The organism is Pseudomonas sp. SDT291_1_S447, assembly GCF_054070155.1.
In genome coordinates this window covers 37,874-53,662 of record NZ_JBSVXS010000001.1, presented here as the reverse complement: position 1 = coordinate 53,662, position 15,789 = coordinate 37,874, and the positions used below count along the sequence as shown (strand labels likewise).

The window sequence follows — 15,789 nt, the reverse complement described above, 5'->3', positions numbered from 1 at the left end:
TCAGCATGTCTGGCGGCTCCCGACGGAGTCAGAACGCCGGCACCACGTCGCCGTGATAACGCTCAAGAATGAACTGCTTCACTTGCGGTGAGTTAAGCAGCGCGCCGAGCTTCTGCACCGCCGGGGCGTTGGCCTTGTCGCGACGCACGTACAGGTAATTGGCGTACGGTGACTCCGAACTTTCGATAAACAACGCGTCTTTGTGCGGCACCAGTTTGGCTTCCAGCGCGTAGTTGGCGTTGATCAACGCCATGTCGACCTGATTCAACACCCGCGGCAACATCGCCGCTTCGAGTTCCTGAAACTTCAGATGCTTGGGATTGCTGACGATGTCCAGGCGCGTGGCCATGATGTTGTCAGGATCCTTCAGGGTGATCAGGCCTTGTTTGGCGATCAGCAGCAGCGCACGGCCGGAGTTGGCCGGGTCGTTGGGAATGGCGATCGTCGCGCCATCCTTGAGTTCGCTGATGCTTTTGATCTTCTTCGAATAGGCGCCGAATGGTTCGATGTGCACGGCGACGATCGGCACTTGATCGCTGCTCGGCCGGTCTTTTTTGTAGGCCTCGTAATACGGTTTGCTCTGGAAGTAATTGGCGTCGAGCAAGCCTTCATCGGTCTGCCGGTCGGGCTGAATGTAGTCAGAGAAGACTTTGACATCCAGCGTCACCCCTTCCTTGGCCAGCTCCGGCTTCAAGAACTCCAGAATCTCGGCATGGGGCACAGGCACCACGGCGATTTTCAGGGTTTCGGCATAGGCATTGCCCATGGCGGCGACCAGCAGTGCTACGGAGAGCGCGACGCGTTTCACGATAGTTTTCCTTCGAAGCGTTTCAGGGAGAAAGAGGACAGATCCAGATCGCTCGAGCCGCGCATGCACCACTGCGCAAATGCTTCGCCGAGCGCGGCGGAATGCTTGAAGCCGTGCCCGGAGCACGCCGAGACGAACAGGGTGTGTTGCAGCGACGGATGCTCGTCGATGATGAAGTGGCGATCCGGGGTCACGGTGTAGGCACAGACCGCCGACTTGAGCACTTTCGAGGTCACGCCGGCGATGCGCTCGTGCACCTGGTGCTCGTACATGTCCTGCGCTTCGGCTGCTGAAACCGTGCGGTCAATAGCCTGCGCGGACGTTGAGGTGTGGTACTGCGCGGTGGCGATTTTCATACTGCTTTCGCCGGGTAGTGCGGGAAAGCCGTAGTTGATTTTGTCGTCGCCGCGACCGTGGGTGAAGATGAACGTCGGTGAGTGGCCGACCAGTCCGGCGTTCTCTTCCAGTTCGAACCAGAACAGTTTCTGCCGGTAAACGCTGAGCAGATTCTCATACGGCTCACCGAGCCACTCGTCGTTCCAGTTGCCTGCGCTGATCACCAGTTTGTTGGCAAACAGCGTGCGCCGGTCGGTGGTGACCGTAACCCCCTCTTCGTTCGAGCTGATCGCCGTGACGGTCTCGCCTTTATAAAGCGTCGCACCGTGTTGCTCGGCCAGTTTGAGCTGAACATCGATGCAGCGCTCGGGGCGCACGAAGCCGCCGCCCGGTTCAAAATAGCCGATAGCCGAGTCGTGCACGTTGGCGAATTGCGGGAAGCGCTGGCGAATCTGTTCGGCGGACAGGACTTCGTGCTCGATGCCGTAAGTCCGCGCCAGGCCGATGGTGCGCAGGGTGAAGTCGGTCGGGTCTGCGGGATCGAACTCGGCGCTCGACGTCAGCACCAGCAAACCCGATTGCTCGAACAGCGATTCCCCGGTCAGTGCCTCCAGCTCACGCCAGATGCGATGAGAGTTGCGCACGATGGGCACATATTGCGCGCCCTCGCCGACCGAAAGCCGAGTGATTCGAGTATCGCCATGGCTGGAACCGAGGTTGTGCGGCGGGTGATGACGATCAATACCGACAACGTTCACTCCCGCTTTCGCCAACTGATAAACCGTCGCCGCGCCCATCGCGCCCAAGCCCAGAACCACCACCTCACATCGCTCGGACATAAATAGCCACCTATCAAAAAGGCGCCAGTTGAGCGGTAAACCGTGGCGAATTCCAAGATTAAAAAAGCATAACCATATAGCTCAGCGCATCCGTTGACCGCTCTGGGACGGGCTGCCGGGTGGTTATTCGTCGCATTTACAACCCGGCGCAAATGATTTACGCCTAAGTGCACGGCAGACGATATCTGTCACAACTCACAATCAATCTGACAGAACAGCTATTTTTGTGCGCATTTCGACAGACATTTCCACATCTGAGCCCCCAGCAGGCGCGAGTCGAAAGCTCGAACTACGCTTCACGTTGAAATTTGTGATTTAACTAGGTAGTTACCTAACTATATAATGCGCGCCTCATTTCAACGGGACACTCAACGTGAAGCAGAGTCAACGCCTCTCGGGCATATCAAAATTCATTCTGATCGGGCTGGGCGTCGTCATCGCCCTGCTCGGCTTGGCGCTGGCTGCGGGCGGCGTGAAGTTGGTCAGCCTGGGAGGCTCGTGGTACTTCCTGGTGGGTGGCTTGGTCATGGCCGTTTCCGGTCTGCTGATCGCGCGCTTCAAGCTGGCCGGCGCGTGGTTGTTCGCCGCGTTCCTGGTGGGCACCGCGATCTGGGCGGTGAGCGATGCCGGCCTGGTGTTCTGGCCGGTGTTCTCGCGCCTGTTCATGTTCAGTGTGATCGGCCTGGTGGTGGCGCTGGTTTATCCGCTGCTCAAGCGTGCCAACGGCGGTGTTGCCGGTCGCGGCGCTTACGCTGTGGCGGCGGTGCTGGCAGTCGGCGTGGTTGTAGCGGCCGGCAATATGTTTGTCGCCCATCCAACCGTGGCGGCAACCGGCACTGGCCCGGGCCTGACCCCGGTCGAGCCGGACAAGGCGCAAAAGGACTGGGCGCACTACGGTAATACCGAAGGTGGCAGCCGCTTCGCTGCGCTGGACCAGATCAACCGCACCAACGTCGACAAGCTGAAAGTCGCGTGGACCTACCACACCGGTGACGTCGCCGAGAGCGATGGCAACGGCGCTGAAGATCAGCTCACCCCGCTGCAGGTTGGCAACAAGGTGTTCATCTGCACCCCGCACAACAACCTGATCGCCCTCGATGCCGACACCGGTAAAGAGCTGTGGAAGAACGCGATCAACGCCCAGTCGAAAGTCTGGCAGCGCTGCCGTGGCATGGCTTATTTCGACGCGACTGCTGCCATCGCTCAGCCAAGCAACTCGACCATCATCGAAGCCAAACCTGCGCCGGCCGCCAATTGCCAGCGTCGTCTGCTGACCAACACCATTGATGCCCGTCTGATCGCAGTCGATGCGGACACCGGCGAGTTCTGCCAGGGTTTCGGCAACAATGGCCAGGTTGATCTGAAGGCTGGTCTGGGTAATGTCCCGGACAGCTACTACCAGTTGTCCTCCGCTCCGCTGATGGCCGGCACCACCGTGGTGGTTGGCGGTCGCGTAGCTGACAACGTGCAGACCGACATGCCCGGCGGCGTGATCCGTGGTTTCGACGTGATCACCGGCGCCATGCGTTGGGCCTTCGACCCGGGCAACCCGCAGGATAAAAAGGCTCCGGCCGACGGCAGCACTTATGTGCGCAGCACGCCGAACAGCTGGGCGCCGATGTCCTACGATCCGGCAACCAACACCGTGTTCCTGCCAATGGGCAGCTCGTCCACCGACATCTATGGTGTCGAGCGCAGCAAACTCGATCACACCTACGGTGCTTCGGTCCTCGCGCTAGACGCCACCAGCGGTGACGAGCGCTGGGTGTTCCAGACCGTGCACAACGATCTCTGGGACTTCGACCTGCCGATGCAGCCGAGCCTGATCGACTTCACCAAGGACGGCAAAAGCATTCCGGCGCTGGTCATCGGCACCAAGGCCGGGCAGATCTATGTGCTCGACCGCGCCACCGGCAAACCGCTGACTGACGTTAAAGAAGTGCCGGTCAAAGCGGCGAACATCCCGAACGAGCCGTACTCCCCGACTCAGCCGAAATCGGTAGGCATGCCAGAAATCGGTGCTCAGCACCTGACTGAATCGGACATGTGGGGCGCCACTCCGTACGATCAGTTGCTCTGCCGCATCGACTTCAAAGGCATGCGCTACGACGGCCTGTACACCGCGCCGGGCATGGACAAATCGCTGAGCTTCCCGGGTTCGCTGGGTGGCATGAACTGGGGCAGCATCTCCACTGACCCGGTGCACGGTTTCATCTTCGTCAACGACATGCGTCTGGGTCTGTGGATTCAGATGATCCCGTCGCAGAACAAAGGCCAGGCCGCTGGCGGTGGCGAAGCGCTGAACACCGGCATGGGCGCCGTGCCGCTGAAAGGCACGCCGTACGCCGTGAACAAGAACCGCTTCCTGTCGGTGGCCGGTATTCCGTGCCAGGCACCGCCGTTCGGCACGCTGACGGCGATCGACATGAAGACCCAGAAAATCGCTTGGCAGGTTCCGGTCGGCACCGTTGAAGACACCGGTCCGCTGGGCATCCGCATGCACCTGCCGATCAAGATCGGTCTGCCAACCCTCGGCGGCACCCTGTCGACCCAAGGTGGTTTGATCTTCATCGCCGGCACCCAGGACTTCTACCTGCGCGCCTTCAACAGCGGCAACGGTGAAGAAGTCTGGAAAGCACGTCTGCCAGTCGGCAGCCAGGGCGGCCCGATGACCTATGTTTCGCCGAAAACCGGCAAGCAGTACATCGTCATCACCGCCGGTGGTGCGCGTCAGTCGACCGATCGCGGCGACTACGTGATGGCTTACGCTCTGCCGTAAACCACGGTGTTCACGTAAAGCGCGGCACCTTCGGGTGCCGCGCTGCTTTCCCCCCTATTGCTCATGTTTTCTGCAGGAAGATTTACATGCTCTCGGCTGTTGGTTTTTCCCGTTCCGACCTGTTCAAAGGCCTGTTGCTGGGCGTCGCATGCACCACTACCCTCCCCGCGCTGGCCGACAACGATTCCGATCTGTTGACTCGCAGCACCCTCACCGGTGACTGGGGTGGCTTGCGTCACCAGATGGATGAACAAGGTGTCAAATTCACCGGCGATTACAGCGGTGAAATGGCTTACAACGCCGATGGCGGTTTGCATCGCTCGGCGCGTTACTCGCAGAACATCAAGCTCGGCGTGCAGTTCGACCTGAGCAAACTGTACGGCGTCGACAATGCCGGCAAGGTCCAGTTGACCATCAACGACCGTCGCGGCAACAGCGCTTCCGAAGACCTCGTCGGCAACCGTCTGCCGATCCAGGAAAACTACGGTGGCCTCTACACGCGCCTGACCGAACTGAGTTACGAGCGCAGCCTGTTTACCCCGGCGCTCAACGTGAAGCTTGGTTACATGGCCATGGGCAACGACCTCGGCGGCCTCGACAGCGGCATTCTGTGCAACTTCATGAACGCCGGTTTCTGTGGCCATCCGTTGAACATGTCCGGTGGCAGCGGCTGGACCAACTACCCCAATGCGCATTTGGGCGTGCGGGTGAAATACGACCTGTCGTCCTCGTGGCAACTGCGCGTAGCCGCGTTCAACGTCGACCCGGAAAGCAACGGCAACTCCAGCCGCGCCTGGCATCTTGGCCCGAAACACACCACCGGCACCGTGGTGCCGATCGAGCTGGTGTACAAGCACGCGGGCACCCTGCCCGGCGAATACAAACTCGGCTACTACTACGACAGCTCCGACGTAAAGCGTATCGGCAGCGACGACGAAGTCTCCGGCCGTGGCGGTCATTACCTGCTGATCGATCAGGCCGTGTGGCGCTCGCCGACTTCCGAAGGCCGCAGCCTGCATGCCTTCGGCCAATACTCGGCGGCCAGCGAAGCGGCTTCGCCGTTCAGCAAGTGGTATGGCACCGGGGTGGTTTTGTACAAACCATTCGAAGGTCGTCCGCGTGACACCGTTGCGCTGGGTTATGGTCGCGCCGTGCCTAACCCGCGCAGCCGTGACGTGCTCCAAGACGCCGCTTTGAACAACGGCACGGCGTTCCCGAACCTGGACAGCGCCGAGCAACTGATCGAACTCGGCTACGGTTATCAGGCCACGCCCTGGCTGACGCTGCGACCGAATATGCAGTACATCATCGAGCCGGGCGCGTTTTCCGGGCAGGACATCGACAATGCGCTGGTGTTTGGTTTGCAGGTCAAAGCGGCGCTCTGATCTCCAAATAGCAGGCAATAAAAAACCCGGTTTGAATGCAGGGTTTTTTATTGTCTTCAAGATCACTTTTTCTTTTTAGCCGGCTTGTCAGCCTTCTTTGAATCCTTGGCCTTCTCAGGCTTGCTGTCCGCTTTTTTGGCAGACTTCTTGGGCTCGGCATCTTTTTTCTTGTCTTTCTTGTCCTTGTCGGAGGACTTTGAAAGCGCCGAAGCCGCCGCTGATTTCTTCTCGGGTGATGACTTTTTGTCTTTCAAGTCCTTGCTGGCTTTCGAAGCGTCACCTTTGTCTTTGCTTTTCTTTTCGTCTTTAGCCACGTTGACCACCTCTCGGAGTGTGCCGTTATTGACACGGGGCCTGTGCGATTGACCACAAGCTAATCATTAGGCGAGCAGGTCTCGGAGCGGTTCAGATTATTTTGCGGCATTAGAAACAAGCCAAAAATGAAGGCCGCGCCAGCTGTCGCCAGCGCCACCTTCAACAACGGCCGGTTGATCAGGCCTTGTTGCCCGCCTCCTGAAGCGCCTTCTCAGCATTGAAGCCGTCGAAGTTTTCAAACACACCCATGAAACCTGGCACGGTTACCTCTCGCGCCCAGTCGCGCTGCAGTTCGCAGTACATCTGCACCCGGCTGATCAGCTTCGCCCCCGCCTGCTCCATTCGGCGCAACGCTGCCTCGTGAGCGGCCAGCGACGTGCCGCCCACCGCATCGATCGGCACATAAACCTCATAGCCTTCCTGAATCGCGTCGAGCACCGGGAAGGTCAGACAGGCTTCAGTCCACAGCGCGGTCATGATCAGTTTCTTGCGCCCGAGCGCTTTGACTGCCTGCTTGAACTCGGTGTCCTCCCAACTGTTGATCGCCGTGCGGTCATAGGTGGGCAGATGGCCGAGTACCGCTTGCAACTCTTGAATTGGCGGTTTGTTGCGGCCGGTCGCGACATTGACGGTCGAGTGGATGATCGGCAGGTTGTAGTTGACCGCCGCCTTCGCGACGCTGGTGATGTTGAAGACCAGTTCATCCCGTGGCATCGAGCGGATCGAAGACACCTGAACCGGTTGATAGTCGATGACGATCAACGCTGAATTCTCGGGTGTCAGCAGTTGATCGGTGTGGGGGTTGCGGATTGCTTCGCTTGCCATTTGCAGGTCCTTTTGTATGGGTAACGCACGTCGATGGAACGGCCGGAGCCCGTGCGGTTTGTGGTTCCAGAACGCATGCGAGTGACGCCGTGCCTGGAAAACCCATTGTGCTGTTCCCCTATCCGCGGCAGTAGTAGCATCCCGAGGCGAACTGTGTCGCGCCAAGGGGAACGCGAAAATGGATATCGAAGAACTGCAAACCTTCGTCGAAGTGGCGGATGCCGGGGGCATTTCCCAGGCGGCGCTGCGGCTCGGTGTTTCGAAATCAATCGTCAGCCGCCGACTGGCCCGGCTTGAAGCAGAACTGGGCGTGCAACTGCTGGCACGCTCGACGCGCGGAGCATCGCTCACCGAGGCCGGTGCGACGTTCCGCGATTACGCCGCCCGAGTCTGCAGCGAAATCGATATCGCCAGGGAAACCATCCTGCCCGCCGGCGCCCTTCGCGGTCGCTTGCGCGTAGCGGTGCCGTTGTCGTTCGGGCCGACGCACTTCGCCCCGGTGCTGGCGGAAATGGCTCGCCGTCACCCTCAGTTGCACATGCAGACCTGCTACAGCGATCGCTTCGTTGACCTCATTACCGAGGGCTACGATTGCGCCATTCGCGTCGGTTATCTGCAGGACTCCAACTTGATCGCAAGGCGTATCGGCCCGGTCTACACCAAGCTCGTCGCGAGCCCGGACTACATCAGAGCGCACGGCGCCCCGGAAACCCCGGACGAGCTGCACGCCCATCAGGCGCTCATGCAAGGCACCGAAGCCTGGCAATTCATGGCGGCTGACAAGGTCATCACGGTTCGCCCGCAAGGACGCTTCAAGGCTGACAATGGCACGGCCCTCGCCGCAGCCGCGGCTGCCGGCCTCGGCGTCGCCTACTTACCCGATTGCCTCACTCACGAACACATCGCCTCGGGTGCACTCGTGCCGATCATGACCAACCATCCACCGCCCCCCGCCGGTGCCTACCTCCTCCGCGCGCCAGGCCCGCATCCCGCGCGCAAGATCCGCGTGCTCACCGAACTGCTGATCGAGTACTTCGGCGAATCTCCGCACCTCGCGGTGCAGCCGCTGTCACAGCACGAAGAAGCGCCGGCGTTTAGCTGAGGAAAGCTGAAGCCATGAAAGGAGAATTGAGGTGCCGCAACGCCTGCAAAGCCCAACGCGTCGGACTGCCTTCTTGGCAGACACCACGGCGCTGATCCTGTTTTTCACCACCACCGGCATCATCAATGAACGTTTCATTGCCGGCATGAACTGGGATCAGGTTCTGCAGGCGCGCCTGCTGGGCGCGGCGCTGATGATTCCGGTCGCGCGACCTTACGGTGTCTGGCGCGATTGGCTAATGACGCGCGCCGGAGAGGGTCGAGTGTCCCGGTTGCTCTGGGACAGCATCGCCCTGGTCAGTTTTCAGGTGCCGATCTATGCGGCGATCATTGCCTTCAGTGGTGCATCGGGAGAAGGTCTGGTGCGCGGCACACTGGGTGCGGCGGTAATGATGCTGGTGCTGGGTCGACCTTATGGGGCGTTTCTTAACGGGGTGCGGAGGCTGTTTGGCTTGCCTCCGGGTGGGGACAAGCCGATGTCGTTGAAGGGTTGAGTGGCTGGGGGAGATTTCAGGGACAGACCACACTCAGAAAAACGTGATCCGTCCTTTAATCCCGCTCTTCTGACCAGTTTAAACGGCTCAACCTCTCGCTCCGGTTTCATAGAAATGGTCAACGCAATAGGCTCGTCCCTTGAGTACACGTTGCTCGCAGTCCTTCGCCAGACAAGCAGAAGTATCCAGACCTCCATGATTCTCGACGATGCGTAGCTTGATCAAGGATTCCATATCAGCTGATTCCCAGCCCTCGGGCGAGTCCAGCTTGCGCGCGTACAGCGGTTGATACTTATCCCACTCGTCGGTTCGCCAAAGCTGCCCACACCCGGGGCATTGCAATAGTTTGACCCAGTCCGCCGTTGCAAGGCAGCGCATTCCTGCGACAAACGCCGTGTACTTCTGACCAACCTCTACCAGGTCCCCCTTAGCGTTGCAGGTACATTGCATTTTCCTACTCCGAATCTTCTTGCTTCTACTCGTTTCAAGGTGAGGGTCTGCTTCTGGCCGAAAGCTCGCTAAAAAAAGCTTGCGATCAACACGCCAGGTTGCAGATTTGCGGTTCAAAGACTTGACTCCGACTGCGCCGTTAAATTGCGGACAAGTCTTTTGCAAAGCGCTCAACCTGGCTGGGGAGGACCAACAAAGACCCATTTATTTGCCAATCACAGTCGTCATCTGACGTTGAACCCAAGTAGACGCGCAAGAACACCAAACCCGGGAAATGAGGATCTAAACAGGCCGAAAGTGCAAAATCCTCGCTCTCAGAAAGCCACTCTTTAGAAACCCCTTCCTCAAGCTGCCCAACCGACGCGAAGAATCCGTCGAGTCGAGGCAGGTGATCTGCAGAGGAGGTCCATTCCGTTGTAATTTCCGCGTGTAGATCAGTGCCCGCGAGTCGAACGACGATACATCCAATCCGGCTGCTACACGGCGTGATGGTCAGCTTCAGCCCATCCTGTTGCATTATTTCTGCTGGCATTTCCGTACCAATGTCACGAGTGAAGTGCCGATATTACTACGTGACCGTGCAGGGGATAGGCAAGTTAGTCTTAGGTTGAAGAATCTGCTTCCGACCGGGAATTGCCCATCACGAATGTCCGCTACTGGCTGGCAGCAATAGACTGAAGCAGAGTTTTCTTTCGCTTAGGCTTCAGCTTTTTTTCGCCATGCAACAAAGAGCAGCATGCCGGCCCCAACCAGCTGCCGTTAAAGGTGAGCGGCCTACCTGCTCACCCGGTTCATTTATCCTGAAGAAGCTGCAAGGCGCGATCAAAGTCGAACAGTTCCACTTGCGCCGCCGCGAGTGTCAGACGTTCTGCCAACGCTCGATCGAGTGGCCTGTTGCGCAGTGCCGCCAGCACGTCCAAAGCCGCCGTATCACCTTCGTCCAAAAGAACAATAAGCCTGTTCATCTGCTCGCTGATTGCCGATTCGTCCAGCAGCTCGTCATCCGTGGAGGCCGTTGTGTCCGCTTTAAGGTCGGCCAGAGCCGCGAGGATCGGGCGCAAGCACTGCTCGACCTGCATCGCTAGCGCTTGCACTACCGTAGCCGGCTCGCCGTTCTGGCAGGCCTGTTCTAACAACGCGCAAGCCTGCGCCACGGCCTTGGCGCCGAGGTTGCCGGCGCTACCGCGCAAACTGTGCGCCAGCCGCCCGGCGGCAGCAGGATCCGGATCGATTCGTGCGGCCTGGAATTGCTCGGCAAAGTTTTTCTGCGTATCGCGAAACTTGCAGAGCAGACGTAAGTAGAGATCCCGCCGGCCCATGCAGGTGGCGAGACCCGCCGCCAGGTCAATGCCCTCAAGACGCTCTGGCAAGCCATCGGCGAAACCTGAGATCAGCGGTGCTTGAGCGGTTCTTGGTTTGATCCACTTTGCCATCGTCGCGAACATGGTTTCGACATTCAGTGGCTTGGAAATATGGTCGTTCATGCCGCATTCGAGCGCGCGCTCGCGGTCACCGTCCATGGCATTGGCGGTCATGGCGATCACCGGAAGCGTGCTGAAGCGCGGTTGCTGGCGAATTTGCCGGGTGGCCGTGTAGCCATCCATCACCGGCATCTGGCAATCCATCAGCACGCCATCGAAGTCATCATCCTCGCCGAGAATATCCAAGGCCTCCTGGCCGTGCGTGGCGAGTCGCAAGTGTATTCCGACGCTCTCCAGCAGCTCGCTGGCCAGTTCCTGATTCAGCTCGTTATCTTCGACTAGAAGCAGCCGCGCGCCATTGAGACTGGCTACGGTACTGGCATTGTGTTGGGAGCGTTCGCCAGCCCGAGTATCGCTGTGCGTGTCTCTGCCCAGCACGACACCGATGGCTTCGAGCAACGATGACGGCGTGACGGGTTTGGTCAGTACCACCGGCAGCTGGATACCCTGGCGTTCGGCTTCTTCGCGGGCTTCCTCGCGGCCAAAAGCCGTCACCATGATGACCGATGGCGTGCGACTCAGACTGGCGGAATGCATTCTGCTCACGGTTTCCATGCCATCCATGCCGGGCATGCGCCAGTCCATCAAGACCAGATCGTAAGGCAGTGCCTTGCGCTCGGCGTCGGCCAACATGCGCAGCGCCAGACTACCGTTCTGCGCGACGTCCACTTCCAGGCCAAAGCTGCGTGCCATGCCCGAGAGAATTTCACGGGCACTGGTGTTGTCATCCACGACAAGCACGCGCATGCCCAACAGCTCGCCAGCCTTGAACATGCGACGCGGCAGAACATTTTGCTGTACGCCGAGTTGAACCTGGAAGTGGAATGTGGAGCCGATTCCCGGCTCGCTCTCGACCCAGATTCGGCCGGCCATCAGCTCCACCAGTTTCTTGGAAATAGATAATCCCAAACCGGTGCCGCCATATTTGCGGGTGATCGAAGTGTCCGCCTGACTGAACGACTGGAACAGGCGTGAACACTGCTCGACGGTCATGCCGATGCCGGTGTCGCGCACCCAGAAATGCAGCTCTACGCTGTCGGTGTGCGCACCCACTTCTTCCAGACCGACCACGATCTCGCCGTGCTCGGTGAATTTGGCCGCGTTGTTGCCGAGGTTGATCAGCACTTGCCCCAACCGCAGAGGATCGCCCAGCAGCGCCGTGGGCAAGTCGGGCGGGATCTGGAACAACAACTCGAGGCCCTTGTCCTCGGTCTTCAGGCCAATCATGGCAGCGAAGCTGTCGAGTACGTCTTCGAGGCGGAACGGCACCTGTTCGAGGTTCATTCTGCCGGCCTCGATCTTGGAGAAGTCGAGGATGTCGTTGATGATCCCCAACAGGTTCTCCGCCGAGCGGTGGACCTTTTCAATGTAGTTGCGCTGGCGTTTGTCCAGATCGGTACGCAGTGCCAGGTGGCTCATGCCGATGATGGCGTTCATCGGCGTACGGATTTCATGGCTCATGTTGGCGAGGAACTCGCTCTTGGCCTGCGTGGCTTCTTCGGCCGCAGCCCTTGCCTCTGCCAGTGCGGTGACGTCGATGTTGATGCCGGTTGCGCGCAATGGCTTACCGTCAGGCGTGCGTGAGAAGCGGTTCAGCGACCGCAGCGTGCGCACCAGGCCATCGTTTTTGCGGACGATCCGGAAGTCGAACTCGACGCGGTCATTGCCACTCTGGATGGCGCTCTCGAACGCGCTGCTGACCCGTGCCACATCTTCGGGGTGCATCAGCGCCTGCCAGTGCGCCAACGTGCCACCGAATCCGCCAGGCTCAAGTCCGAACAGGGTTTCGAGCTGCGGCGTCCAATAATTTGTGCCGCTGACCAGATCGACGTCGAACAGCCCGATGTCACCGGCCTCTTGTGCCAGGTTCAGGCGATCGCTGGCGGTTCGCAGCCGGGCTTCCATCGCGCGGCGATCACTCACGTCACGCACCGAGGCACACACGCAGACGCCACGACCCTCGAGGCGGGGCAAATGGGAAAGGCCGATTTCCACGGAGAACAGACTGCCGTCTTTGCGTACCCCGCTCAGATCGTCAAGATCGCCGCCCATCTGCCGGGTTCCGCCGCTGGCAATGAAGCCGTCACGTAACTTGACATGGCGCTCGCGGGCAGCCTGCGGTACCAGACGCTCGATGCTGGCGCCAATCAGCTCGCCGGGGGCGTAGCCAAACAAGGTGTCCATTTGCGGGTTGGTCATCAGGATGCGGCCGTCGGCCCCCAGCACCAGCATGCCGTCCGGTGCTGCCTCGATGATGCCGCGATACCAGGCCTCGGTGGCGCGCAGTGCTGCCTGCTGGGCCTCCAGCTCTCTGGCCTGGTGTTCCAGTTGCAAGGTTTGCGCGCCCATTTCGTCAGCCTGACGTCGAGTTTCCTGCAGCAGCGCCTGGGCTGCCTCGCTGCGTTCCATAATGGCCATCGCACCGGCCAGCCTGGGCAGGACTTCTTGCAAGAGCAACACCTCGTTCTCCTCCAGCGAGCGAAAGCCTGCCATTTCCACAACGCCGAGCAGGCGCTCGCCACGCAGCACCGGCTGCACCAGCAGATGGCTGGCGGCAACTGCGCCCAACTGCGCGCGCACATGCCAGAACGATTCGGGCAGATCCTCAAGCTGACGGGGTTGGCGATCCAGTGCGCACTGGCCAAGCAACCCCTCACCGAGTTCAAGCTCGGCGGGCAACGGGTGCTCACTGTCCAGCGCATAACCGCCGACTAATTGCAGGCGCGACGCGCCCTCATAGAGCACGTAAAGCGCCCCCTGGCACATGCCCAAACGGGGCGCGATGCGGCTGAAAAAAGCCTGAGCCAATTGTTGCGGTGTCTCGGCCTGTTGCAGATCGACTTGCAGGAGCGAGGCGTGAGCTTTCACCCAACGCTGGCGTTCAAGTTGACAAGCCTCCACCTGCAGCGTCGCAATGGCCCGCGCCAGGTCGCCGGTTTCATTGCGCAGGTCGGTGTGCGGGATCTGGCCGTCCAGCTTGCCCGACGCCAATTCGTCCACGGCCACGCGTACGCGGTTCAGCGGCACGCGAATGGAATAGCTCACCAGCCAGGTCAACAGCAAGGCCAGCGTCGAACCACCCAACAGCAAGATGTACGTGATCGCAGTACTACGCTCTGCGTATTCAGCCAGGTTCTTCGCTGTATCGTGGATGTCGGTTTCCTTGTTTTTCTCGATCTGGTTGAGCAGCCCGTCGCCGCCCTGTTCCAGCGCAAGAAAATCCTTGCTGTTGAGCAACATCAAGGCTTGACCCAAGGAACCCTTGCCGGCGAACTCCAACGCTTCATCGCCATCTTTTTGCAGACGCTGCAATACCCGTTCGAATTCCAGCAGGCTGCTGATGCTGCTCTGTCGGCGCAGTGTTGGACGAACCTGCTCCAGCGCTTCATGGAGTCGTGTTTGGGCGACATTCATCTGGGCTCTGGCGCTGATACGGATGTCCGCGTTGTTGGTAGCGATTGCACGTTGCATGGCGAGCAACAGATGCGGCAACTGCACCCGAACCTCTTGCACATGCTGGATGCCCACCAGATCCTGTTGGTACAGCAGCTGCATTTCATTTCTGAGCGAATACTGGGTGCGCAGGCTTTGCACGCCCAGTATCAGGATCAATATCAGCAGCGCGGCGAAGCCGATGATCAATTTGCTGCGCAGGGACAGGCGCTCGAGCATCTCGAACAGTCTGTTCATAAACGGCCTCTTTCAACTGGATGTGCAAACGGATTCGCGAGGTTCAGGGACGGTCGGCAATCTGCTCAAGCAGAGCTACCTGCCTGGCCATGTCCTGGTCGCTGTCGGCGAAGCGCTCAGCAATTTCGCGGAACTGCTCGGCATTGGCCAGAAACGCGTCACAGATGTCCGGATCAAAATGCGAACCCCGGCCTTCACGGATGATTTTCACCGCTTGCTCGTGGGGCATGCCGGGCTTGTACACGCGACGACTGATCAGCGCATCGTAGACATCCGCCACAGCCATCAAGCGGGCGCTGATCGGGATGTCATCGGTGGCCACGCCTTGCGGATAGCCACTGCCATCCCATTTTTCTTGATGGCCGTAGGCAATTTCCTTGGCCAGATGAAGGAAGTCGACATTTATTCCCAACTGATCCTCGGCGTGCTGGATGGCGTCGCGCCCCAAGGTGGTGTGGGTCTTCATGATTTCGAACTCTTCGGCGGTGAGTCGTCCCGGTTTGAGCAGGATGCGATCGGGAATGCCAATCTTGCCAATATCGTGCAGCGGTGCCGATTTGAAGAGCAGCTTGATCGTGTCCTCGTCGAGGAAGTCGCGGAAGCGCGGGTGATTGCGCAACAGTTCAGCCAGGCGTTTGATGTAGTGCTGGGTGCGGCGAATGTGGTTGCCGGTTTCGTTGTCACGGGTTTCGGCCAGCGAGGCCATGGCGTGGATCGTGACATCCTGGATGGCGATCACCTCGCGGGTACGCCGTTGCACTTCCTGCTCCAGAAAATCGTTCTGATTGCGCAGGAAATCGGCAACGGCCTTGAGCTTGATCTGAGTCTCGACCCTGGCCATGAGCACCGGCGGGATGATCGGCTTGGTGATGTAATCCGCAGCACCGAGGCTCAAGCCGCGAATCTCGTCCTCCGTAGCGGTCATCGAGGTCAGGAAAATGATCGGAATATGGCGAATGCGAGCGTCAAGCTTGAGCTGTTCGGCAACGTCATAACCGGACAGGCCGGGCATCATGATGTCCAGCAGGATCAGATCGGGGAGCGGGTCGGCCTGAAGAAGGCGCAGGGCTTTTTCGCCGCTGTTGGCGGCTTTGACCCGATATTTGTCCTTGAGCAACTCGGCGATGAGCATCAGGTTATCAGGGGTATCGTCGACCACCAGAACAGTCGCTGATGGATAAACGCCGTGAGTGCTATCCATGGTTGTTGGCTCCCTTGCCAGGCAATTAAGGAGTCGGCGTACTTGCACCAATCTCTTGCTGGCAAGCGTAGCTAGAAAAGCTGCA

11 protein-coding genes are annotated in these 15,789 nt (G+C 59.5%); 4 read left to right on the top strand and 7 right to left on the bottom strand.

Annotated features, from left to right (window positions below; all coding sequences use genetic code 11):
* Positions 1-28: 28 nt before the first annotated feature.
* Together ACW9IR_RS00225 and solA are read right to left on the bottom strand one after the other, a co-directional pair.
* Positions 29-808, bottom strand: a complete 780-nt coding sequence (locus ACW9IR_RS00225; protein WP_457461034.1) for a MetQ/NlpA family ABC transporter substrate-binding protein — start codon at positions 806-808, stop codon at positions 29-31.
* Positions 805-1,983 carry an N-methyl-L-tryptophan oxidase gene (gene solA, locus ACW9IR_RS00220; protein ID WP_457461032.1) on the bottom strand — a complete coding sequence of 393 codons (1,179 nt, stop codon included), beginning with the start codon at positions 1,981-1,983 and terminating at the stop codon, positions 805-807. Before solA ends, ACW9IR_RS00225 begins: the two co-directional genes overlap by 4 nt.
* Positions 1,984-2,356: 373 nt before the next feature.
* Here solA and ACW9IR_RS00215 point away from each other — a divergent pair, with 373 nt between their 5' ends.
* Positions 2,357-4,762, top strand: a complete 2,406-nt coding sequence (locus ACW9IR_RS00215; RefSeq protein ID WP_457461030.1) for a glucose/quinate/shikimate family membrane-bound PQQ-dependent dehydrogenase — start codon at positions 2,357-2,359, stop codon at positions 4,760-4,762.
* A gap of 86 nt (positions 4,763-4,848) precedes the next feature.
* Entirely contained in the window at positions 4,849-6,147 is a 1,299-nt protein-coding gene (locus ACW9IR_RS00210; protein ID WP_457461028.1) for a carbohydrate porin, read from the top strand.
* A 62-nt stretch (positions 6,148-6,209) separates the two neighbouring features.
* On the opposite strand, the gene ACW9IR_RS00205 is transcribed toward ACW9IR_RS00210, so the two are convergent.
* Both ACW9IR_RS00205 and ACW9IR_RS00200 read right to left on the bottom strand, forming a co-directional pair.
* On the bottom strand, positions 6,210-6,470 hold the full coding sequence (locus ACW9IR_RS00205) for a hypothetical protein (RefSeq protein ID WP_163013585.1): 261 nt from the start codon (positions 6,468-6,470) through the stop codon (positions 6,210-6,212).
* Between the two features lie 169 nt (positions 6,471-6,639).
* Positions 6,640-7,287 carry a hydrolase gene (locus ACW9IR_RS00200; protein WP_457461026.1) on the bottom strand — a complete coding sequence of 216 codons (648 nt, stop codon included), beginning with the start codon at positions 7,285-7,287 and terminating at the stop codon, positions 6,640-6,642.
* A gap of 178 nt (positions 7,288-7,465) precedes the next feature.
* On the opposite strand from ACW9IR_RS00200, the gene ACW9IR_RS00195 reads away from it, so the two are divergent.
* Complete coding sequence (locus ACW9IR_RS00195; protein WP_457461024.1) at positions 7,466-8,389, top strand: LysR family transcriptional regulator; 924 nt, start codon at positions 7,466-7,468, stop codon at positions 8,387-8,389.
* 73 nt (positions 8,390-8,462) lie between these two features.
* On the top strand, positions 8,463-8,882 hold the full coding sequence (gene alaE, locus ACW9IR_RS00190) for an L-alanine exporter AlaE (RefSeq protein WP_457461022.1): 420 nt from the start codon (positions 8,463-8,465) through the stop codon (positions 8,880-8,882).
* An 87-nt stretch (positions 8,883-8,969) separates the two neighbouring features.
* On the opposite strand, the gene ACW9IR_RS00185 is transcribed toward alaE, so the two are convergent.
* The 3 genes from ACW9IR_RS00185 to ACW9IR_RS00175 all read right to left on the bottom strand — a co-directional run bounded on the left by ACW9IR_RS00185 (position 8,970) and on the right by ACW9IR_RS00175 (position 15,704).
* Positions 8,970-9,449 (bottom strand): hypothetical protein, encoded by a 480-nt coding sequence (locus tag ACW9IR_RS00185; protein ID WP_457461020.1) that lies wholly within the window; start codon positions 9,447-9,449, stop codon positions 8,970-8,972.
* 674 nt (positions 9,450-10,123) lie between these two features.
* Positions 10,124-14,503 carry a response regulator gene (locus ACW9IR_RS00180; RefSeq protein ID WP_457461018.1) on the bottom strand — a complete coding sequence of 1,460 codons (4,380 nt, stop codon included), beginning with the start codon at positions 14,501-14,503 and terminating at the stop codon, positions 10,124-10,126.
* 43 nt (positions 14,504-14,546) lie between these two features.
* Positions 14,547-15,704 (bottom strand): response regulator, encoded by a 1,158-nt coding sequence (locus tag ACW9IR_RS00175; RefSeq protein ID WP_095118978.1) that lies wholly within the window; start codon positions 15,702-15,704, stop codon positions 14,547-14,549.
* Positions 15,705-15,789 lie beyond the last annotated feature (85 nt).